Annotated in this window: 24 protein-coding genes; 19 read left to right on the top strand and 5 right to left on the bottom strand. The window is 36.6% G+C overall.

The genetic code is table 11. The features are described 5' to 3' along the window. The first annotated feature begins 22 nt into the window (after window positions 1–22). Window positions 23–811, top strand: coding sequence for a rhomboid family intramembrane serine protease (locus tag ACFQ13_RS06795; RefSeq protein ID WP_386115499.1), 789 nt, complete (start codon window positions 23–25; stop codon window positions 809–811). A gap of 30 nt (window positions 812–841) precedes the next feature. Here the strand turns inward: ACFQ13_RS06795 and rlmB are convergent, their stop codons facing one another. The 5 genes from rlmB to ACFQ13_RS06770 all read right to left on the bottom strand — a co-directional run bounded on the left by rlmB (window position 842) and on the right by ACFQ13_RS06770 (window position 10028). Then, entirely contained in the window at window positions 842–1576 is a 735-nt protein-coding gene (gene rlmB / locus ACFQ13_RS06790; protein ID WP_114310954.1) for a 23S rRNA (guanosine(2251)-2'-O)-methyltransferase RlmB, read from the bottom strand. A gap of 64 nt (window positions 1577–1640) precedes the next feature. After that, window positions 1641–3083, bottom strand: coding sequence for a SusD/RagB family nutrient-binding outer membrane lipoprotein (locus ACFQ13_RS06785; protein WP_386115495.1), 1443 nt, complete (start codon window positions 3081–3083; stop codon window positions 1641–1643). 12 nt (window positions 3084–3095) lie between these two features. Continuing rightward, the gene (locus ACFQ13_RS06780) at window positions 3096–6323 is read right to left on the bottom strand and encodes a SusC/RagA family TonB-linked outer membrane protein (RefSeq protein ID WP_386115491.1); all 3228 of its coding nucleotides are present in this window, start codon (window positions 6321–6323) and stop codon (window positions 3096–3098) included. A 374-nt stretch (window positions 6324–6697) separates the two neighbouring features. Then, the gene (locus ACFQ13_RS06775; RefSeq protein ID WP_386115488.1) at window positions 6698–8332 is read right to left on the bottom strand and encodes an aryl-sulfate sulfotransferase; all 1635 of its coding nucleotides are present in this window, start codon (window positions 8330–8332) and stop codon (window positions 6698–6700) included. Between the two features lie 10 nt (window positions 8333–8342). After that, window positions 8343–10028, bottom strand: coding sequence for a hypothetical protein (locus tag ACFQ13_RS06770; RefSeq protein WP_386115484.1), 1686 nt, complete (start codon window positions 10026–10028; stop codon window positions 8343–8345). A gap of 184 nt (window positions 10029–10212) precedes the next feature. On the opposite strand from ACFQ13_RS06770, the gene rpsL reads away from it, so the two are divergent. From rpsL to rpsN, 18 genes are all read left to right on the top strand, one after another. Beyond that, window positions 10213–10587 (top strand): 30S ribosomal protein S12, encoded by a 375-nt coding sequence (gene rpsL, locus ACFQ13_RS06765; RefSeq protein WP_019386263.1) that lies wholly within the window; start codon window positions 10213–10215, stop codon window positions 10585–10587. Between the two features lie 21 nt (window positions 10588–10608). Next, entirely contained in the window at window positions 10609–11085 is a 477-nt protein-coding gene (rpsG, locus tag ACFQ13_RS06760) for a 30S ribosomal protein S7 (protein ID WP_114310872.1), read from the top strand. Between the two features lie 3 nt (window positions 11086–11088). Beyond that, window positions 11089–13215 (top strand): elongation factor G, encoded by a 2127-nt coding sequence (gene fusA / locus ACFQ13_RS06755; protein WP_386115482.1) that lies wholly within the window; start codon window positions 11089–11091, stop codon window positions 13213–13215. Between the two features lie 11 nt (window positions 13216–13226). Beyond that, window positions 13227–13532, top strand: a complete 306-nt coding sequence (gene rpsJ, locus ACFQ13_RS06750; protein ID WP_007650482.1) for a 30S ribosomal protein S10 — start codon at window positions 13227–13229, stop codon at window positions 13530–13532. Between the two features lie 204 nt (window positions 13533–13736). Next, window positions 13737–14354 (top strand): 50S ribosomal protein L3, encoded by a 618-nt coding sequence (rplC, locus tag ACFQ13_RS06745; protein WP_114310874.1) that lies wholly within the window; start codon window positions 13737–13739, stop codon window positions 14352–14354. Beyond that, window positions 14354–14983, top strand: coding sequence for a 50S ribosomal protein L4 (gene rplD / locus ACFQ13_RS06740; protein ID WP_114310875.1), 630 nt, complete (start codon window positions 14354–14356; stop codon window positions 14981–14983). Before rplC ends, rplD begins: the two co-directional genes overlap by 1 nt. Before the next feature lie 5 nt (window positions 14984–14988). Then, the gene (gene rplW / locus ACFQ13_RS06735; RefSeq protein ID WP_114310876.1) at window positions 14989–15279 is read left to right on the top strand and encodes a 50S ribosomal protein L23; all 291 of its coding nucleotides are present in this window, start codon (window positions 14989–14991) and stop codon (window positions 15277–15279) included. Window positions 15280–15291: 12 nt separating this feature from the next. After that, complete coding sequence (rplB, locus tag ACFQ13_RS06730) at window positions 15292–16119, top strand: 50S ribosomal protein L2 (RefSeq protein ID WP_114310877.1); 828 nt, start codon at window positions 15292–15294, stop codon at window positions 16117–16119. Between the two features lie 10 nt (window positions 16120–16129). Then, on the top strand, window positions 16130–16408 hold the full coding sequence (gene rpsS / locus ACFQ13_RS06725) for a 30S ribosomal protein S19 (RefSeq protein WP_114310878.1): 279 nt from the start codon (window positions 16130–16132) through the stop codon (window positions 16406–16408). A gap of 5 nt (window positions 16409–16413) precedes the next feature. Beyond that, the gene (gene rplV / locus ACFQ13_RS06720; protein WP_092446804.1) at window positions 16414–16821 is read left to right on the top strand and encodes a 50S ribosomal protein L22; all 408 of its coding nucleotides are present in this window, start codon (window positions 16414–16416) and stop codon (window positions 16819–16821) included. A gap of 9 nt (window positions 16822–16830) precedes the next feature. Then, window positions 16831–17547, top strand: a complete 717-nt coding sequence (gene rpsC / locus ACFQ13_RS06715) for a 30S ribosomal protein S3 (RefSeq protein WP_114310879.1) — start codon at window positions 16831–16833, stop codon at window positions 17545–17547. A 20-nt stretch (window positions 17548–17567) separates the two neighbouring features. After that, window positions 17568–17987, top strand: a complete 420-nt coding sequence (gene rplP, locus ACFQ13_RS06710; RefSeq protein ID WP_114310880.1) for a 50S ribosomal protein L16 — start codon at window positions 17568–17570, stop codon at window positions 17985–17987. Between the two features lie 12 nt (window positions 17988–17999). Further along, window positions 18000–18191, top strand: coding sequence for a 50S ribosomal protein L29 (gene rpmC, locus ACFQ13_RS06705; RefSeq protein WP_114310881.1), 192 nt, complete (start codon window positions 18000–18002; stop codon window positions 18189–18191). Between the two features lie 17 nt (window positions 18192–18208). Next, on the top strand, window positions 18209–18466 hold the full coding sequence (rpsQ, locus tag ACFQ13_RS06700) for a 30S ribosomal protein S17 (protein WP_040756784.1): 258 nt from the start codon (window positions 18209–18211) through the stop codon (window positions 18464–18466). Between the two features lie 2 nt (window positions 18467–18468). Beyond that, the gene (rplN, locus tag ACFQ13_RS06695; protein WP_114310882.1) at window positions 18469–18837 is read left to right on the top strand and encodes a 50S ribosomal protein L14; all 369 of its coding nucleotides are present in this window, start codon (window positions 18469–18471) and stop codon (window positions 18835–18837) included. Between the two features lie 12 nt (window positions 18838–18849). Then, window positions 18850–19161: a 50S ribosomal protein L24 gene (gene rplX, locus ACFQ13_RS06690; protein WP_114310883.1), complete on the top strand. Its 312-nt coding sequence runs from the start codon at window positions 18850–18852 to the stop codon at window positions 19159–19161. Between the two features lie 2 nt (window positions 19162–19163). Continuing rightward, window positions 19164–19715: a 50S ribosomal protein L5 gene (rplE, locus tag ACFQ13_RS06685; RefSeq protein WP_114310884.1), complete on the top strand. Its 552-nt coding sequence runs from the start codon at window positions 19164–19166 to the stop codon at window positions 19713–19715. Window positions 19716–19717: 2 nt separating this feature from the next. Continuing rightward, window positions 19718–19987 (top strand): 30S ribosomal protein S14, encoded by a 270-nt coding sequence (gene rpsN / locus ACFQ13_RS06680; RefSeq protein ID WP_020897643.1) that lies wholly within the window; start codon window positions 19718–19720, stop codon window positions 19985–19987. Window positions 19988–20042 lie beyond the last annotated feature (55 nt).

The raw sequence follows: 20042 nt of genomic DNA, 5'->3' as shown, positions 1-20042 counted from the left end.
CGATTAATTTATAACTTTAACTATGCAGAAATCAACACATTTTAAATATTCTAACTCGGTCATCATTTATCCGTTGATGCTCCTGTTTTCTATTTGGTTGGTGTTTTGGTATCAGGTTAGGGTAGATAGTGGAATTAAAGCTTTTGGAATTAGACCGCAGAAAATTGAAGGGCTTTTAGGCATTGTAACCAGTCCTTTTCTACACGGCGATATTCACCATATTTACAACAATTCTATTTCTTTGTTAGTGCTCTCGGTGGCTCTGTTTTATTTCTACCGAAGGATTGCTTGGAAAGTGATCGGGTTTGGTATTGTTTTATCGGGATTTCTAACCTGGCTTATTGCAGATTCTGGGAACCATATTGGGGCAAGTGGACTCATCTATGTGTTAGTGAGTTTTATCTTTTTTAAAGGAATTTTTGCAAAACATTACCGGCTTATCGCACTGTCTCTTGTTGTCATTTTCTTCTACGGAAGTATGATTTGGTATGTTTTTCCGATAAAGAATGGAATGTCGTGGCAAGGCCATTTAGGTGGACTCATTACAGGCTTGATATTCGCGCTGTTTTTTAGAAGACAAATTGCTAAACCTGAACGTTATCAATGGGAAGCGCCCGATTATAATGAAGAGGACGACCCGTTTATGAAACATTTTGATGAAAATGGAAATTTTATTCCGTTTGAACCTGAACCAGAGGTTAATCTAGAGGCTGATGCTGAGGTTGAAAACCCACAGCAAAGTTCTAGTCATCAAAGTAACATTAAAATTACCTATACCTATAAAAAAAGTCAGGACAATGGGGTAGATTAAAGTCTACTTAATGGCTTTAAGGCTAAGTTGTTAACTGCGTTGTCTTACAGCTTCGTATAGAAAAGCACCACAAGCTACGGAAACATTTAGTGATTCAATTTCTCCTAAAATAGGAAGTTTAGCTTGGTCGTCTACAACTTTTAAAACCGATGGATTTATCCCACGACCTTCAGATCCCATAATGATGGCGCAAGGCTCTTTAAAGGAAACATTATAAACAAAGTCTGTAGCTTTTTCAGTCGCTGCAATAACTTTAATTCCTGAGGCTTGCATATGAAAAACAGCATCTTTAATGTGGTCTACTTTACAAATTGGAATTTTAAAAATAGCTCCAGCACTCGTTTTAATGGTGTCTCCATTGATAGGCGCACCACCTTTTTTCTGAATAATGATTCCATTAACTCCGGTACATTCTGCCGTTCTAACAATCGCACCAAAATTACGAACATCACTTAATTGATCTAATAAAAGAAATAAAGGCGTTTTGCCAGATTCTAAAACATTAGAAACCATTTCATCAATATCATGAAAGGCAATTGGTGAGATTTGAGCTACAGCACCTTGGTGGTTTCCTCGTGTTAAACGGTTAAGTTTTTCCACAGGAACATAAGAAGAATTAATGCCCTCGGTACGGATAGCAAGTTCTAATTCTTGAAATAAATCTCCATGAAGTCCTTTCTGCATAAAAACCTTATCAATAGTCTCTCCAGACTTGATGGCTTCTATAATTGCTCTAATTCCAAAAATTGTAGTTTCATTTTTCATGCCGTAAAGGTATAAAAAAAGCCCCATAAGAAAATTATGAGGCTTTGAAATATTTAAAAACTAATTACATGGTGTCCCAAAATAATTTTGTGGTCTGGCTATCACCGCCAATAGCAGTAGAAGCAGCATCCCAGTTTGTACCATTTAGATTTTGTTCATCTACAGGATACGTGTAGCGCGTAGGTACTGGATTTCCAGATTCAACAGCTGTGTTAAGCACAGGATAATCATATTTTCTCCAAACGGTCCAACCTTCAAATCCTCTGTTGTACATGGCTAACCAAAATTGTGTTCCAATTTTCTCTCTCCAAGTTCCTGTTGCGGTAGGATAGGCAACATCTGTACGTGTTAAATAACTTGTAACATCTGTTGGTGTTCCTCCCCAATATTCAATTGAAGCTGTAATACCGTTAGTATAAAACTCTGTAGCTGTCCCACCAACGTTATAGGTACGCTCAGCAGCTTCTGCTAAGTAGAAAGACACTTCAGCGTAATCCATAAGCACTCCGGCAAATGTAGCTTCGTGAAGTAAGTCTCCTAGTTGTGAGTTTGTAGTATAACTGTTAGAATCGCCGTACTCCCCACCAACAAAGGTTCCTAAGCCTAAGTTTTCTCTAAAGTATAAAGGTCTTCTTGGGTCGTCTAAGTCATTCATAATGTCAACGATCGTATTGGCTGCTACAAAATCTTGACGTCCAGATTCTACTAAGTCTACCCATAACGGGTTAGTGTTTGGTGTTGCGCTAAGGTAATCTAATAACGCATTATCTGCATTAGAGGTAAATACACCACCTGAAACCGCAGATTCAACCGTTGCTTGGGCAAGTGTTGGGTTAACGTCAGATAAGCGAATACCTAATCTTAATTTTAAAGAATTTGCAAATTTCTTCCAGGCATCCATATCGGCACCATAAATTCTATCTGCAACACTGTCAAAACCTTCTCCAGAATCAAAATTGCCTAAAATAGCATCAATTCTTGTTATTAAATTAGGGTAAATTTCAGTTTCAGCATCATCATACTTAGGTAATGGAAATTGCGCAATATCTAAGGCTTCTGTATATGGAATATTGCCAAAGGTATCTACAAGTTGTTGCCAAGTATAAACAGAAAGAACTTCTATTTGTGCTAAACGCCCTGCTTTCTCATCCGCTGAAAGTGCGGCATCAGCCATCACTTTTTCGCTAGAATCCTTAAGGTCATAAAGGACATTACTATACATTTCTAACCAATGCGAGTCTGTAATAGTTCGTCCATTGAGGTCGTAATTAGACTCATCAATATAAGTGGTTTGTGTAAAGTATTGTGAAAACAATTTAAAAACATTATCGTTTACATTAGTACTAGACATTTGGTCAAACAAGCTTTTTGTCGCGGATGTAAAAAGTACATCTGCGGTAACCTCAGTCGGATTCTTTGGATCTCTATTTAAATCGTCATATTGTTCATCGCTCATACATGAAAATATGAGTGTGAAGCTTAATATCGGAATAAGTATTTTTCTCATAATTAATTTTTTTTAAAATTGAAGTTTTAAACTAGCTCCTATTTCTCTAATGGCTGGATAAGCACCAGACTGGTATCCTTGAATATTCCCTGAACTCAATCCTGCTTCAGGATCAGAGTATGGAAGGTTCTTATGAATGATCCATAAATTACGCCCTATAAGTGAAAGTGATGCGTTTGTAAAAGGCAACTTTTCTAAGACTTTAGGGGTTAAGCTATATGTTAAACTCAGTTCTCTTAATTTTACAAAAGATGCGTCATAAACGTGCGCAGCATTTGGTGTTCTTGCATATCCCCATGGGTTAGCATAAGAAGTTGCACTGGCTCTAACGGTGTTAGGTGTTCCATCGGCTTGTACACCAGATAAAATTACACCACCACTATCAGCTCCTGAAGTTACAGGGTTTCTTACTGGGTTACCAAGATCATTGGTTCCGGCTGTAAAGTCATATAAACCTGTAGCGTAACCATACCAAGTATCTAATGAGAAAATGTCACCTCCTTTTTGAATGTCTATTAAGAAACTCAATGTCACATTTTTATAAGAGAAACTGTTATTGATCCCCGCTTTCCAATCTGGGTTAACATTTCCAATAACCTCATTAGAAGTATCTGTTGTCTCGTAATAACCATCAGTACCTACAACTCTTTCGCCATCTTGGTAAATAAAGTTAGTTCCTCTAATGGTACCATAGGCTTCACCAGGAGTAGCGTTGATAGATACACCACCTTGTAAACTTGCAAGTTGTAAGTTTTCAATACCGTCTAGTAATTCAATAACTTCGTTTTCATTTTTAGACCAGTTAACGTTAAGATTCCATTGGAAATCTTCTGTTTTTATCGGCGTTCCATATAGTTGAAGTTCTAAACCTTTGTTTTCTATTGTTCCTGCGTTTAACCAACGTGAAGAGTATCCAGTAGCTCCAGAATAAGGAACGTTAACAATTTGATCTTCTGTCGTGGTGTTGTAATAAGCAAAATCGAATCCAGCTCTCTTGTTAAGGAAAGACATTTCAAGACCAAATTCGTATGAATTTTGACGTTGTGGTTTTAAATCTAAATTGTTTAAAGACGCCGGGTTTGACGCGATACCAGAACCATCAAACGGTGCTGAAATATTATAGGTGTTATAAACTCTATACGGTCCTGTATCATCACCAACTTCTGCATAGTTAGCTCTTAGTTTTCCAAAGGTAATCCAATCTGTATCTATAAACTCTGAGAAAATAAAACTTCCTGAAACAGAGTAGTAACCAAAGCTATTATTATCCTTTGGTAGGGCAGAGGAGCGGTCTCTTCTGTAAGTGGCTTCGATAAAAGCAAAATTGTCATAGCCTAAACTTGCTCTTACAAAGGCACCATCTACCATTTTTGTAGCATCATATTCTATTGGAGCTTCAATTGGGCTCGATGAATTTGATAAGGAATATAAACCTGGAATTCCGAGTCCACCATTTGTTACAGCTCTCATTGACTCCCATGTTTGTCTTCTTAAGTTAAGACCAAAGTTTCCGTCTAAATTAAGCTTGTCGCTTAAATCTTTGTTGAAGTTTAAAAAGAAATCATAATTGTATTCTGCAACTTGGTTGTTAAATCTAGAATATTGAGAAACATTAGCACTTCCTACATTGGTACGTTCCTCTTGAAATTCAGTATACGTATCATAAGAGAATCTTGCCATGGCACTGATCCAATCATTGATTTTGTAATCTAACATAACGTTACCAAAGTAACGATTTCTAGAATCGGTCTCATAATTTTCATAAAACGTCCAATACGGGTTATCCGAGTATATTGGAGATAAATCTGTACCAGAACTGGTATTCCATGTAATGTTTTCTCTCGTTGCGAAATAAGCATTCTTCTGTGCTTCAAGATCTACATTGGTTTGCCACCATTGTCTAAATTGTTGCATTACGTTGTTAGAATCATACCCTGTTCCGTAACGACCTTTACCACTTGTTTTAGTGTAAGTGAAAGACGTAGAGGCCGTAAGTTTATCTGTAAACTGATGCGACCCATTAAAGGTGATAGAGTTTCTTTTAATTTCACTATTCGGTAAATTACCTTCTTGCATCATATTGGTGTACCCCAATCTAAAAGAGCTAGATTCATCAGAACCATCTAAACCTACAGAGTTTACATAAGTTCCAGAAGTTCCCCAAACATAATTAGGATCATTAGCTCCTGCAACCCATGGTGTTGCTTCGCGGTAACCCTCTAATTGTGGGAAAATAGAATTCCACTGGTAAACCATTAAGCTTGGGTCAAAAGCTGCTCCGTAAGAAGCATCTTCTGTAAATGGTACTGTAAGATCTGGAACACCATCTCCGGTTATATCTTCAAAATCATTGAAATATTGGTCTTCGGTAGTCCCGTAATAGGCTCCGTAACCTGCACCATATTTGTCTTGGTAGTTTGGTAGGGTCTCACTATCTGCTGTACCAATCATAAGACTAGAGCTAATTGTTATACCAATACCTTTCTTTGTTTTACCTGTTTTTGTAGTAATAATTACAGCGCCGTGCATTCCACGAGATCCATAGAGTGCTGTAGCGGCAGCGCCTTTTAAGACGTTAATTGTAGCAATGTCATCAGGATTAATATCTGAAGACGCGTTTCCGTAGTCATAACCTCCACGTCCAAGAGTTTGATCGCTTGTGTTGGTGTTTTGATTACTAATAGGAACACCATCAATAACGAAAAGTGCTTGGTTGTTACCAGAGATAGAATTACTACCCCGTATAACAACATTAGTAGAGCCTCCAAGTGTACCGGAAGATTTAATATCTAAACCCGCGACTTTACCTGAAAGGGAGTTAACGAAATTGGAACTTTTGACCTTAGAAACTTCTTCACCGTCAACTTCTTGTGTGGCATAACCGAGACTTTTCTTTTCTCTTTTAATACCTAAAGCGGTGATCACCACTTCGTCTAATGCTGCGGTGTCTTCAGTAAGGGTGGCATTAATAACATTTGAAGTTCCTACAGTAATTTCTTCAGGTTTTAGTCCGACGTAACTAAAAACTAAAACGTCTCCCGTATTGACTGAGATGGAATAATTACCGTCAAAATCAGATTGGGTTCCATTGCTTGTACCTTTTACTACAATGTTAACCCCTGGGAGCGGTAGTCCGGATGGGTCCGTTACGGTTCCTGAAACTGTCCTTTCTTGTGCAAAAGTAACTTGCACAACAAACGCTAGTAGTAGCGTTAGAATTCTACTAAACTTTGTTTTCATATTTAAATTATTAGAGTTAGCTAAGTCTAAAAATCATAATAAAAAGTTAAGAAAACAATATTTTTGTGTTAAAAGTTTGAGTTATTCTTTGTTTTTAAGTCATTTAAGTATATTAATCGCAAGTGTAAAAGACCTGTTTAAAAAGTCGTGTTTGTACCATTATCACTGACTTTAGCGCCATTTTTAAATTTTTTAAAATGCCGCTTATAAGGTCTGTTTTGGATTGAAGTTGTTAAGACCTAAAAATCAGCGAAATATCCGCTGGGTTTTATGAAAATGAAGGAAATTTGGTGAAAATGGCTTTTTTTACTCCAGTAAAAATTAACAATTTAAAGAAGAATTTAAGTGTGGCGTAAAATTATTAGGTTTAGAATTTAAGACTTAATAATTTTTTTATTGATCACCTGATTAGCGGTGTATAACTTTAAAAAATAAACCCCATTTGCTTGGTCGGTTAAATCTATAGATTCCGTAGTTCTACTTTCTCCAATTTTCTTACCCGTTAAGCTGTAAATTTCAATTTTTGAGATGCTGGTATTGGATTGGATGTTTATAACTCCTGTTGTAGGATTGGGATATATGGCTGTTGTTTCTAGTTCGTAATCCGAGGTGCTTAAGTTTTCGCATGCGGTGGTGTTAGGGTTAGATTCAATCGGAGCCCCTGTAGTAATGCTGTTAGTATCGAAAGCTGCGTAAGTGGTGCTGTATTTTATAGCTCTAAAGCTAACGTTAGAAAATGAAGCTGGGGCAGTGCCTTGCGTTTTGTTATCGCCATTATTGGTGTTAATAGGGTTGATGTATTCCCATACAATATTTTCGTTACTGTCTATTTCAAAAAAGCGTCCATTAATACCTTCGCATATTAAAGTGTTTCCATTAGGCAAGCGTTGGGCGCTACTTAAAATGCTAGAGAAAAAATAGGATGGTCCCGTGCTGCTTCCGTAAATGTGTTCTGGAACACTAGGTCCATAGCTTGTTCCTGATTGATAAGTGTACACACCGGGACTAGATGTAGGGGGAACAACGGTGTAAATCTCAGAATAGAGCGGTGAACGATCTCTTCCGTTATTAAAGAGTAGAATTTTATTTGTATTATCATTATCGTCTTTAATAAAATAAGGGGAGTGTTGCCCGTAAAGCAGCCTGTCTGATTCGGTGCCTTGATTATAGGCTTGTGGATTTCCCCAGCGGTATAGAAAGTCGCCTCCTTTTCCGTAAATACCTCCTGTATTGCTAGTAGCTTCTAAAATCGTTGTGGAGTGATCTATAATATAGACTTCACTTAAATTTCTAGAGCTTATGATAATTTGGTCTAAAGTGGCGTCATAATAAATGGAATTGAAATGAAGCCAATTTGGATCTGGTGTAGCGCCATTTAAAAAATTAATATTTAGTTTTTCAGGATGAGCACTTATGGTTCCGTAATTGCTCTTTGTTGGGTCAAAATCTTGAATAACATGATCTTTAATATTCCATTCCCATATAATTTCAGCATTATTGGTACCTATCGGTTTTACTTCAATAAGTTGTTCGTTATAGAGCGCATCTTGACTAATTAATTCAGGGTCTCTTCCTAAGTTTAGGGCTTCATTGCGTGATAGTTTAGTTACGGCTAAAATTAATACGTTACCATTGGGCATTGGAAAAACATCATGATGTTGTCTCATATTAGGAGTGTCGTAAAAATACTGCCAAGTGAGTTGTCCGTCCCAATCTCTAATTTCAATAACACCGCCTTGTCCTCCAAAGGTAATATCGTCTGTGTCGGTTTGGCCTGCTCTTAACAGACTGCCATCTTCAAGTAAGTGGACCGCATTTCCAGGGAGGTAGTCACTAGACCATTGATTAACGACTTCACCACAATTATTAATAAGATAGGTTTCTGTAAAAGCGGAGAATAAAGTATAACCGTCGTAAGCGCCTTGTTCATAAAGAGTGTTACCTATAGTGTTTTGTGCGATTAATAGATTACTGCTTAAAACTAGGAAGCAAATTAATGTTCTTATCATGGTGGTTTTATTAAAAGGTCGCTGTTAAACTTAAATGAACTTTAGAGTCTGATAACTTAAAAGTTTGATTTTCGGTTTTTCCGCTAGAATAATTTAATTTAAAGAGTCCGGCGTTGGTTAATAGTCCTAATCCAAATCCAAACCCAAATAGTTTTTCTTTACTGTCTGTAAGTTGGTTTTCAAAATAAGCAGCATCTAATACAGAGTGTACATATAAGGTATTGCTTAAACGATATCTATACTCGGTATTAATGACGCCATAAAGGTTGCCAACTAAGCTATTCTCTTCAAATCCTCTAATCGAATTGATGCCCCCAAAACGAAACAATTCATTGTCTAGATATTGGTCGGAGTTGAGCATAGCGGCTTTCAGTTTGGTAAAAATACTATTCTTATTATTAAGGTTGAAAATTTTATAAGTTTCCACAGTAAACATCTGTTGATCTTCATTGCTGTTGCTAATCGTGCGGTCTCCAAATCCTGACGTAAAATCGAACCAAAAATTAATAGGAAATAGAGGGTCGGCATACTGTGGTTTAGAGTAGGTGTAATTAAGCGTGTAATAGGTGGTTTTGTAATCGGATAACGTTGGGCTTGTTTCTTCTAATAGGTATGTAGAATTCGTAGTGGTTATACCAAGCCCTACTTTTTGTTCCGCATTTATTAAATAGTTGAGCTTGGCGTATTGGTTGGCGTTTAAAAACGTGGAATCTTTCTTAAAGAGTCGGAGTCCTACTTGAGCCCCTATTGGTGTAGAAAACAAGTAAGGCAAATCTGCGTCTACTTCAAAAGTTTGTTGATCCGATTCGTCACTCTTATAATAGAGATTGATGGTTTCACCATAATTAAGATTATTAATGAGTTTTAGATCTAAGTAGCCGTCAAATTCAATTTTATTAGTATCCTCATTAGTGCCAAATCCTAAAAAGCCGTCAAAGTTATTAGTTCTTACTTTTTCTACATATATATATAAGGATGTAGAATCGTTAGTAAATAAGACTTCAGGATCTTTAATGGTTTTTGCAAAACGGATGTTGTCAAACAACATGGTCTTGGTTTTAATCTCATTGAGATTAAACGTTTGGTTGGTTCTTAATTTTAAAAAATGTTTTATGTAAGCTTTTGGGAATTTTTCATAACCTTTAACTATGATTTTGTCAATCTGCCTTTTTTTATTGGAGACCACCTTTAATTGGGCGGTGAGGGTGTCTGAATTTAATTTTTGAAGGTCTATAAGTTGTAAGGTTGAAAAAGGATCGCCTTGTTCTGCAAGTTTGGTGTTTAAGTGGCTTAATACGCTTTCTAAGTTTTGAATGGCAATGTCGTAGTAGTCGGTTCCTTTTTGATGTTTGATGTCATCTAGAAGTTTCGCGTCAAAATCAGAGGTGTAATAAATTCTTACGATGTTAATCTTGGTTCCTAAAAATAATGCCGCATGGTAAGTAGAATCGTTCTGTTTGCTTACGGCGTCTATTCTTGTATCTATATAACCTTGCTGGCTAAGTTGTTCTTTTATATTGAAGACCTCTTCCTGGAGTTGCTTATAATTGTCAAAGCGCTGCTTGTAGCCAATAGAATCTAATACCTTTGTTTTTTCTGCGTTTTCTGCTGTAACCTCAAGTCTGATAACCTGTGCATGAGCCCAATTAACAAAAACCGAAATTATGGTAAGAAATAAAAAAATACGGTTTCGCAATGGCATCAATATAAAATAGAGTCGTTTAGTAGGTCAACGTAAAAATAGCGCATATTATATAAGTTGAAAATAAAAAATCATTTTTATTAGAAAAATAAATTCACAACTATTTGAATAATAGATATTAATTTGTACCTTTGCAGCCCTCAAAAGTGAGGGTTAATAAAATTTTATATAGAAATATATGCCAACAATTTCACAATTAGTACGAAAAGGAAGAGCCAAAATAACCAAGAAGAGTAAATCGGCTGCTTTAGATTCGTGTCCTCAAAGACGTGGTGTATGTACTCGTGTTTACACAACGACACCTAAGAAACCAAACTCAGCAATGCGTAAGGTAGCAAGGGTTCGTTTAACAAACGGAAACGAAGTAAATGCATACATCGGTGGAGAAGGTCACAATTTACAAGAGCACTCGATAGTATTGGTTAGAGGTGGAAGGGTAAAAGATTTACCAGGAGTTAGATATCACATCGTTCGTGGTGCTTTAGATACAGCAGGTGTATCTGGAAGAACACAACGTAGATCTAAGTATGGTGCAAAACGCCCTAAGAAGTAATTTAAACTTTAAGAAGAAGACATGAGAAAAAGAGCAGCAAAAAAGAGACCGCTTTTACCAGATCCAAGATTTAATGATCAGTTAGTAACACGTTTTGTTAACATGATGATGTGGGATGGTAAGAAGTCTGTAGCTTTTAAAGTATTCTATGATGCAATTGATATTGTTGAAGAGAAAAAGAATGATGACGAAAAAACAGCTTTAGAAATTTGGAAAGAAGCTTTATCAAATGTGATGCCTCACGTAGAAGTACGTAGTCGTCGTGTTGGTGGTGCTACATTTCAAATCCCAATGCAAATTCGTCCAGACCGTAAGGTTTCAACTGCAATGAAATGGCTAATTGGCTTTTCACGTAAGAGAAACGAAAAATCTATGGCACAGCGTTTAGCGGCCGAAGTATTAGCAGCAGCCAAAGAAGAAGGTGCAGCTGTTAAGAAAAGAGCTGATACTCATAAAATGGCAGAAGCAAACAAAGCATTCTCACACTTTAGATTCTAAGAAATGGCAAGAGATTTAAAATTAACAAGAAACATAGGAATTGCAGCTCACATTGATGCTGGTAAAACAACAACAACTGAGCGTATTCTTTTTTATACGGGAGTATCACATAAAATTGGAGAAGTTCATGATGGAGCTTCTACAATGGACTGGATGGAGCAAGAAGCTGAAAGAGGTATTACAATTACTTCTGCAGCGACAACTTGTGACTGGACGTTCCCTAAAGAAAATGGCGTACCAACAGCTGAAGCGCAAGATTATCACTTTAATATCATTGATACACCGGGCCACGTTGATTTTACCGTAGAGGTAAACCGTTCGTTACGTGTATTAGATGGTTTGGTATTCTTATTTAGTGCAGTTGATGGTGTAGAGCCACAATCTGAAACGAACTGGAGACTTGCTGATAACTATAAAGTGCCAAGAATTGGTTTCGTAAATAAAATGGACCGTCAAGGGTCTAACTTCTTAGGTGTTTGTCAACAAGTTAAAGACATGTTGAAATCTAACGCTGTGCCAATCGTTTTAAACATTGGTGAAGAAGGAGATTTTAAAGGAATCGTAGATTTAGTTAAAAACAGAGCTATTGTATGGCATGATGATAACTACGGATCTACTTTCGATGTTATTGAAATTCCAGAAGAATTAAAAGAAGAGTCACGTAAATATAGAGCCTTACTTATCGAAGAAGTTGCATCTTATGATGAAAACTTATTAGAGAAGTTTATGGAAGATGAAGATTCTATTACAGAAGAAGAAGTGCACGCTGCACTTAGAGCTGCTGTAATGGATATGGCTATCATCCCTATGATTTGTGGGTCTTCATTCAAAAATAAAGGTGTACAGTTCTTATTAGATGCTGTTTGTCGTTACTTACCTTCTCCATTAGATAGAGATAGTGTTGTAGGAACAAACCCTAATACAGACGAAGAAGAAAGACGTAAGCCTTCTGTAAAAGAACCATTTTCAGCTTTAGCATTTAAGATTGCTACAGATCCTTTCGTAGGGCGTTTAGCATTCTTTAGAGCGTATTCTGGTCGTTTAGATGCAGGGTCTTATATCTTAAATAACCGTTCAGGTAAAAAAGAGCGTATTTCTCGTATCTACCAAATGCACTCTAACAAACAAAATGCTATCGATTTTATTGAAGCAGGAGATATTGGAGCAGCTGTAGGATTTAAAGACATTAAGACTGGTGATACTATGTCTGATGAAAAGCATCCTATTGTTTTAGAATCAATGGACTTCCCTGATCCAGTAATTGGTATCGCAGTAGAGCCTAAGACTAAGGCAGATGTAGATAAAATGGGTATGGCTTTAGCTAAATTAGCAGAAGAAGATCCAACATTTACAGCGCGTACAGATGAGTCTTCAGGACAAACTATTATCTCTGGAATGGGTGAGCTACACTTAGATATTATTGTAGATCGTTTAAAAAGAGAATTCAAAGTTGAGGTTAACCAAGGTCAACCACAAGTTGAGTATAAAGAAGCTATTACACAAGCTGCAGATCATAGAGAAGTTTATAAGAAACAATCTGGTGGTCGTGGTAAGTTTGCTGATATCGTATTTACGATTGAGCCAGCTGATGAAGGTGTTGTAGGACTTCAGTTTGAGTCTACAATTAAAGGTGGTAACGTTCCTAAAGAATTTATCCCTTCAATTGAAAAAGGATTTAAAATGGCAATGGCTAATGGTCCATTAGCAGGTTACGAAGTAGATTCTATGAAAGTAACTTTAAAGGATGGATCTTACCACGATGTCGATTCTGATCAACTATCTTTCGAATTAGCAGCGAAATTAGGATTTAAAAATTCTGCAAAAGCAGCTAAGGCGGTTATAATGGAACCAATCATGAAACTTGAGGTGATTACACCAGAAGAAAACATGGGTGATATTGTAGGTGACTTGAACAGAAGAAGAGGTCAAGTAAGTGATATGGGTGATAGAGCAGGTGCTAAGACTGTAAAAGCTACAGTGCCATTATCTGAAATGTTCGGTTATGTAACAACATTAAGAACATTATCTTCAGGTAGAGCAACATCTACAATGGAATTCTCTCACTATGCAGAGACTCCATCTAATATATCACAAGAAGTAATTGCAGCGGCTAAAGGCGTTGAATCGTAAATCTTAAGAAAATGAGTCAAAAAATCAGAATAAAATTAAAATCTTACGATCACAACTTGGTAGATAAGTCTGCTGATAAGATTGTAAAAACAGTAAAAAGCACAGGTGCGGTGGTTACAGGACCAATTCCTTTACCAACACACAAGAAAATTTTCACTGTGTTACGTTCACCACACGTTAACAAGAAGTCTAGAGAACAATTTCAATTAAGCTCTTATAAGCGTTTATTAGATATTTACTCTTCATCTTCTAAAACAATTGATGCCTTAATGAAGCTTGAATTACCAAGTGGAGTTGAAGTTGAGATCAAGGTGTAATTATAGGACTTCTATCGCCTAGCGAAATTGAAGTCAACATGTCCTAAGCTGCGAGCGAGGGAAAAACGGTAATAAATACAATTCAAGGCTGAAACGTATTTTCGGCCTTGAGTTTTATATACTAAGGACAAGTCGCGACTTGCCTTCTAAAAAACAAACAAAAGTGACAATTCGCGAGTTGTCAATAAAAAAACAAACAAAATTATGTCTGGGTTAATTGGAAAAAAAATCGGTATGACCAGCATTTTCGATGAAAATGGAAAAAACATTCCATGTACAGTAATCGAAGCTGGACCATGTATCGTTACCCAAGTCAGAACTGAAGAAGTGGATGGTTATTCAGCCCTTCAATTAGGTTTCGATGACGCGACAGAAAAAAGCGCTACTAAAGCAGACTTAGGTCATGCTAAAAAAGCGGGTACTTCTGTAAAACGCAAAGTTGTTGAATTCAAAGGTTTTGATTCGGAGTACAAATTAGGTGATGCTATCACAGTAGAGCAATTTATTGAAGGAGAATTTGTGGATATCGCAGGAACTTCTAAAGGTAAAGGTTTTCAAGGTGTAGTAAAACGTCACGGTTTTGGTGGTGTAGGTCAAGCGACGCATGGTCAACACAACCGTTTAAGAGCTCCAGGTTCTATTGGTGCAGCTTCTTATCCTGCGAGAGTATTCAAAGGAATGAAGATGGCCGGAAGAATGGGTGGTGAAACAGTAAAAGTTCAAAATTTAAGAATTTATAAAGTAGTTCCAGAAAAGAACTTACTAGTGGTAAAAGGATGTGTTCCTGGTCACAAAAATTCTTATGTAATCATTGAGAAGTAATGGAGATAGCAGTTTTAGATATAAACGGAAAAGACACAGGAAGGAAAGCAGAGCTTTCTAAAGAAGTGTTCGCTATAGAGCCTAATAATCACGCTGTCTATTTAGATGTTAAGCAATACTTAGCAAATCAAAGACAGGGAACGCATAAGGCAAAAGAAAGAGCAGAGATTACTGGAAGTACACGTAAAATTAAAAAACAGAAAGGTACTGGTACTGCAAGAGCAGGTAGTATTAAGTCTGGTGTATTTAAAGGTGGTGGTCGTATGTTTGGTCCAAGACCAAGAAACTACGGGTTTAAATTAAATAAAAACCTTAAACGATTAGCACGTAAATCTGCCTTAAGTATTAAAGCTAACGACAATTCAATTTTAGTATTAGAAGATTTCAACTTTGAGTCTCCAAAAACTAAAAACTTTGTAGAGGTTTTAAAGGCTTTAGAACTAGACAATAAAAAGTCTCTAATTGTGTTGGGTGGGTCAAATAATAATGTATATTTGTCTTCCCGCAATTTTAAAGGGTCTGAAGTGATAACTGCTTCAGAATTAAGTACTTATAAAATTATGAACGCTAATAAGGTAGTTCTAATTGAAGGTGCTTTAGAAGGAATTGAAACGAATTTAAGTAAATAGAACAGATGAGTATCTTAAAAAAACCTATAATCACAGAAAAAGCGACCATGCAAAGTGAGTCGTTAAATGCATATGCATTTGAAGTGAGCACTAAGGCGAACAAGGTAGAAATCAAAAAAGCAGTTGAGGCTGCTTATGGAGTTTCTGTTGAAAAAGTTCGTACAATAAATGTCCGTCCAGATCGTAAGACCAAGTTTACAAAAACTGGTGTTCAACATGGTAAAACAAATGCTGTTAAAAAAGCAATTGTACAACTGGCGGAAGGTGAAGTAATAGATTTATACACTAACATGTAATTTTAGACATTAATGTCAGTAAGAAAATTAAAACCGATCACATCAGGTCAGCGATTTAGAGTAGTTAATGGATTTGACGCCATTACTACTGATAAGCCGGAGAAAAGCTTGCTTGCTCCGAAAAAACGATCAGGTGGTAGAAACAGTCAAGGAAAAATGACCATACGCCAAGTAGGTGGAGGTCATAAGAAACGTTATCGTATTATCGATTTCAAACGTAACAAAGCAGGAATTCCTGCGGAAGTTAAGACAATTGAATACGATCCAAACAGAACAGCATTTATTGCACTCTTAAATTACCAAGATGGTGAGAAGCGTTACGTTATCGCTCAGAATGGTTTACAAGTAGGGCAAAATATAGTGTCTGGTGAAAAAGGGATTGCTCCAGAAATTGGAAACGCAATGCCATTAAGTGAAATACCTTTAGGTACAATTATTTCTTGTATAGAATTACGTCCAGGTCAAGGTGCTGTTATGGCACGTAGTGCTGGAGCTTTTGCTCAGTTAATGGCAAGAGGAGATAAATTTGCTACAGTAAAATTACCATCTGGTGAAACTAGAATGATTTTAGTGACTTGTATGGCTACAATTGGAGTTGTTTCTAACTCAGATCATCAATTACTTGTTTCTGGTAAAGCCGGTAGAAGTCGATGGTTAGGTAGACGTCCAAGAGTAAGACCAGTAGTTATGAACCCAGTCGATCATCCAATGGGTGGTGGTGAAGGTAAATCTGCAGGTGGACATCCAAGATCTAGAAATGGTATTCCAGCGAAAGGATTTAGAACACGTTCTAAGACTAAGGCGAGTAATAAGTATATTGTAGAACGTAGAAAGAAATAATTAAGATAGTATGGCACGTTCATTAAAAAAAGGACCTTATATCCACTATAAATTGGAAAAGAAAGTTGCAGAAAATGTAGCTTCAAATAAGAAGACGGTTATTAAAACTTGGTCTAGAGCATCAATGATTTCTCCGGATTTCGTTGGACAAACTATAGCGGTTCATAACGGTCGTCAATTTGTTCCAGTATTTGTTACTGAAAACATGGTAGGACATAAGTTAGGAGAATTTTCACCAACACGATCATTTAGAGGTCATGCAGGTGCTAAGAATAAAGGTAAAAAATAAGAATCATGGGAAGTCGTAAAAAACAAATGGCGGAAGCTATTAAAGCTGAGAAGAAGCAGGTTGCTTTTGCAAAGCTAAATAACTGTCCTACATCTCCAAGAAAAATGCGTTTAGTAGCGGATTTAGTAAGAGGAGAAAAGGCAGAGAAAGCTCTTCAGATTCTTAGATTTAGTCAAAAAGAAGCGTCTCGTCGTTTAGAGAAACTTGTAATGTCTGCAATTGCAAACTGGCAAGCTAAAAACGAAGATGCTGATGTTGAAGAAGCTAAATTGTTTATCAAAGAAATTAGAGTAGATGGTGGTTCTATGTTAAAGAGATTGCGTCCAGCACCTCAAGGTAGAGCACATAGAATAAGAAAAAGATCTAACCATGTAACTGTGGTTGTAGATGCAATAAATAAAACACAAAGCTAAGATAGAGATATGGGACAAAAGACAAATCCAATCGGAAATCGCTTAGGAATTATCAGAGGATGGGAATCGAACTGGTACGGAGGAAACGATTATGGTGATAAACTTGCCGAAGACGATAAGATTAGAAAGTATATTCATGCTCGTCTATCTAAAGCTAGTGTAAGTAGAGTAATTATTGAGCGTACGCTTAAACTTGTAACCGTTACTATCACTACTGCTAGACCTGGTATTATTATCGGAAAAGGTGGTCAAGAGGTAGATAAGTTAAAAGAAGAGCTTAAGAAAATTACTGGCAAAGAAGTTCAATTGAACATCTTTGAAATTAAAAGACCTGAGTTAGATGCTTATTTAGTAGCTGCTAGTGTTGCACGTCAAATTGAAAGCCGAATTTCATACAGACGGGCCATCAAAATGGCAATTGCTGCTGCTATGCGTATGAACGCTGAAGGAATTAAAATTCAGATTAGTGGTCGTTTGAATGGTGCTGAAATGGCACGTTCAGAACACTATAAAGAAGGACGTATTCCGTTATCTACTTTTAGAGCTGATATTGATTACGCTCTAGTAGAAGCACATACAACCTATGGTAGACTAGGTATCAAAGTTTGGATTATGAAAGGCGAAGTATATGGAAAAAGAGAACTTTCTCCATTAGTTGGTTTATCTAAACAAAAGAGCAAAGGTGGACGTGGTGGAAATAAGAACCAATCTCGTCGTAGAAAGTAATTTTTTAAAGAAAAGAAAAAATGTTACAGCCTAAAAGAACAAAATTTCGTAAGCAGCAAAAAGGACGTATGAAAGGAAATGCGGGAAGAGGTCATTTGTTATCAAATGGTACTTTCGGTATTAAATCATTAGACTCGTCGTTTATTACTGCACGTCAAATAGAAGCAGCGCGTATTGCCGCGACTCGTTATATGAAAAGAGAAGGATCGTTATGGATTAAAATATTTCCAGACAAGCCTATCACAAAGAAACCTCTTGAAGTACGTATGGGTAAAGGTAAAGGTGCCGTTGAATATTGGGCAGCAGTTGTAAAACCAGGACGTATGTTATTTGAAATAAGTGGTGTGCCATTAGAAACTGCTCAAGAAGCACTTCGTTTAGCAGCACAGAAACTTCCTGTAAAAACTAAGTTTATCATAGCTAGAGATTACGAAGCTTAATAGAAAGATATTATGAAGCAATCAGAAATTAAACAGCTTTCAACAGCTGAGTTACAAGAGAAACTTAGTGAATCTAAAAAAAGTTATACAGACCTTAAAATGGCTCATGTTATATCACCTTTAGATAATCCAATTCAGTTACGAGTTGCACGTCGCACAGTAGCTAGAGTGGCAACAGAACTAACTAAAAGAGACGTACAATAATTGTATTCTGCTGAAAGATGGAAAAAAGAAACTTAAGAAAAGAACGTATAGGGATCGTAACGAGTAACAAAATGGAGAAATCTATTGTTGTTTCAGAAGTTAAGAAAGTAAAACACCCTATGTATGGAAAGTTCGTGTTAAAGACAAAAAAATATGTCGCACACGATGAAACAAACGACTGCAACGAAGGAGATACAGTAAAGATCATGGAAACACGACCTTTAAGTAAATCTAAATGTTGGAGATTAGTAGAAATAATTGAAAGAGCGAAGTAATTATGGTACAACAAGAATCAAGATTAAAAGTAGCTGATAACACTGGTGCAAAGGAAGTTTTAACGATCCGTGTACTAGGAGGAACAAAAAGAAGATACGCTTCTGTTGGAGACAAAATTGTCGTATCTGTTAAAGACGCAACACCTAACGGTAGTGTGAAGAAAGGTGCTGTTTCTACAGCAGTTGTTGTTCGTACTGCAAAGGAAGTAAGACGTCCTGATGGATCTTATATCCGTTTTGACGATAATGCTTGTGTACTTTTAAACCCACAAGGGGAAATGAGAGGAACACGTGTTTTTGGTCCTGTAGCTAGAGAACTTCGTGATAAACAATTCATGAAAATTGTATCATTAGCACCTGAAGTGCTTTAATTGATAAATAAAATGACAAAGCTTAAAATAAAATCAGGAGATACAGTAAAAGTAATTGCTGGAGATCACAAAGGATCTGAAGGTAAAGTACTAAAAGTATTAATAGATAAGAACAAAGCCATCGTAGAAGGTGTGAACATGGTTAAGAAACATACGAAACCAAGTGCACAAAATCCTCAAGGTGGAATTGTAGAGAAGGAAGCATCTTTACATATCTCTAACTTATCGTTGTTAACCTCTAAAGGAGAGTCTACACGAGTGGGATATAGAATGGATGGTGATAATAAAGTAAGATTTTCAAAAAAATCTAATGAAGTAATTTAATTATGGCTTACGTTGCAAGATTAAAACAAGAGTATAAGGACAAAGTTGTTCCTGCTCTTACGGAAGAATTTGGATATAAAAATGTAATGCAAGTACCTAAGCTTACTAAGATAGTAATATCTAAAGGTGTTGGTGCTGCTGTGGCGGATAAGAAATTAATCGATCACGCAGTAGAGGAGCTTACAAAAATATCTGGACAGAAAGCTATACAAACGATGTCTAAGAAGGATGTTGCTTCTTTCAAATTACGTAAAGGGATGCCAATTGGTGCCAAAGTTACGTTAAGAGGAGAGCAAATGTATGAATTCTTAGATCGTTTAGTGACTTCAGCTTTACCACGTGTTAGAGATTTTAACGGAATCAAAGCTACTGGTTTTGACGGACGTGGAAACTATAACCTTGGGGTCGTAGAACAAATCATATTCCCAGAAATTGATATTGATAAAGTAAACAAAATTTCAGGAATGGATATTACATTTGTGACTTCAGCGGAAACCGATAAGGAAGCGAAGTCATTATTAACTGAATTAGGATTACCTTTTAAAAAGAATTAATTATGGCTAAAGAATCAATGAAAGCCCGTGAGGTGAAGCGTTCTAAAACGGTAGCTAAGTATGCAGAGAAGAGAAAAGCTTTGAAAGAAGCTGGAGACTATGAAGCGTTACAGAAATTACCAAAAAATGCATCACCAATACGTCAGCATAACCGTTGTAAACTTACTGGTAGACCAAAAGGTTACATGAGACAATTTGGAATTTCTCGTGTAATGTTTAGAGAAATGGCTAACCAAGGTTTAATACCGGGTGTAAGAAAGGCAAGTTGGTAAAATTATAAATTGGTTTCAGGTTTGACAATAGTGTCGAAAACCGCTACCGCAAATT

The sequence above is a fragment of the Winogradskyella rapida genome (genome assembly GCF_042675845.1).
GTDB lineage: Bacteria > Bacteroidota > Bacteroidia > Flavobacteriales > Flavobacteriaceae > Winogradskyella > Winogradskyella rapida.
The sequence above is the reverse complement of the archived record's forward strand: the minus strand, read 5'-3'. Positions and strand labels throughout refer to the sequence as shown.

Coding starts and splice junctions, on each gene's coding strand:
- rpsS (WP_114310878.1), top strand. CDS start 16,130: ATGGCACGTTCATTAAAAAAAGGACCTTATATCCACTATAAATTGGAA.
- rpsQ (WP_040756784.1), top strand. CDS start 18,209: ATGGAAAAAAGAAACTTAAGAAAAGAACGTATAGGGATCGTAACGAGT.
- rpsJ (WP_007650482.1), top strand. CDS start 13,227: ATGAGTCAAAAAATCAGAATAAAATTAAAATCTTACGATCACAACTTG.
- rplE (WP_114310884.1), top strand. CDS start 19,164: ATGGCTTACGTTGCAAGATTAAAACAAGAGTATAAGGACAAAGTTGTT.
- rplX (WP_114310883.1), top strand. CDS start 18,850: ATGACAAAGCTTAAAATAAAATCAGGAGATACAGTAAAAGTAATTGCT.
- rpsG (WP_114310872.1), top strand. CDS start 10,609: ATGAGAAAAAGAGCAGCAAAAAAGAGACCGCTTTTACCAGATCCAAGA.
- rplD (WP_114310875.1), top strand. CDS start 14,354: ATGGAGATAGCAGTTTTAGATATAAACGGAAAAGACACAGGAAGGAAA.
- fusA (WP_386115482.1), top strand. CDS start 11,089: ATGGCAAGAGATTTAAAATTAACAAGAAACATAGGAATTGCAGCTCAC.
- rplW (WP_114310876.1), top strand. CDS start 14,989: ATGAGTATCTTAAAAAAACCTATAATCACAGAAAAAGCGACCATGCAA.
- rpsC (WP_114310879.1), top strand. CDS start 16,831: ATGGGACAAAAGACAAATCCAATCGGAAATCGCTTAGGAATTATCAGA.
- rpsN (WP_020897643.1), top strand. CDS start 19,718: ATGGCTAAAGAATCAATGAAAGCCCGTGAGGTGAAGCGTTCTAAAACG.
- rpsL (WP_019386263.1), top strand. CDS start 10,213: ATGCCAACAATTTCACAATTAGTACGAAAAGGAAGAGCCAAAATAACC.
- rplV (WP_092446804.1), top strand. CDS start 16,414: ATGGGAAGTCGTAAAAAACAAATGGCGGAAGCTATTAAAGCTGAGAAG.
- rplN (WP_114310882.1), top strand. CDS start 18,469: ATGGTACAACAAGAATCAAGATTAAAAGTAGCTGATAACACTGGTGCA.
- rplC (WP_114310874.1), top strand. CDS start 13,737: ATGTCTGGGTTAATTGGAAAAAAAATCGGTATGACCAGCATTTTCGAT.
- ACFQ13_RS06795 (WP_386115499.1), top strand. CDS start 23: ATGCAGAAATCAACACATTTTAAATATTCTAACTCGGTCATCATTTAT.
- rpmC (WP_114310881.1), top strand. CDS start 18,000: ATGAAGCAATCAGAAATTAAACAGCTTTCAACAGCTGAGTTACAAGAG.
- rplB (WP_114310877.1), top strand. CDS start 15,292: ATGTCAGTAAGAAAATTAAAACCGATCACATCAGGTCAGCGATTTAGA.
- ACFQ13_RS06785 (WP_386115495.1), bottom strand. CDS start 3,083: ATGAGAAAAATACTTATTCCGATATTAAGCTTCACACTCATATTTTCA.
- ACFQ13_RS06775 (WP_386115488.1), bottom strand. CDS start 8,332: ATGATAAGAACATTAATTTGCTTCCTAGTTTTAAGCAGTAATCTATTA.
- rplP (WP_114310880.1), top strand. CDS start 17,568: ATGTTACAGCCTAAAAGAACAAAATTTCGTAAGCAGCAAAAAGGACGT.
- rlmB (WP_114310954.1), bottom strand. CDS start 1,576: ATGAAAAATGAAACTACAATTTTTGGAATTAGAGCAATTATAGAAGCC.
- ACFQ13_RS06780 (WP_386115491.1), bottom strand. CDS start 6,323: ATGAAAACAAAGTTTAGTAGAATTCTAACGCTACTACTAGCGTTTGTT.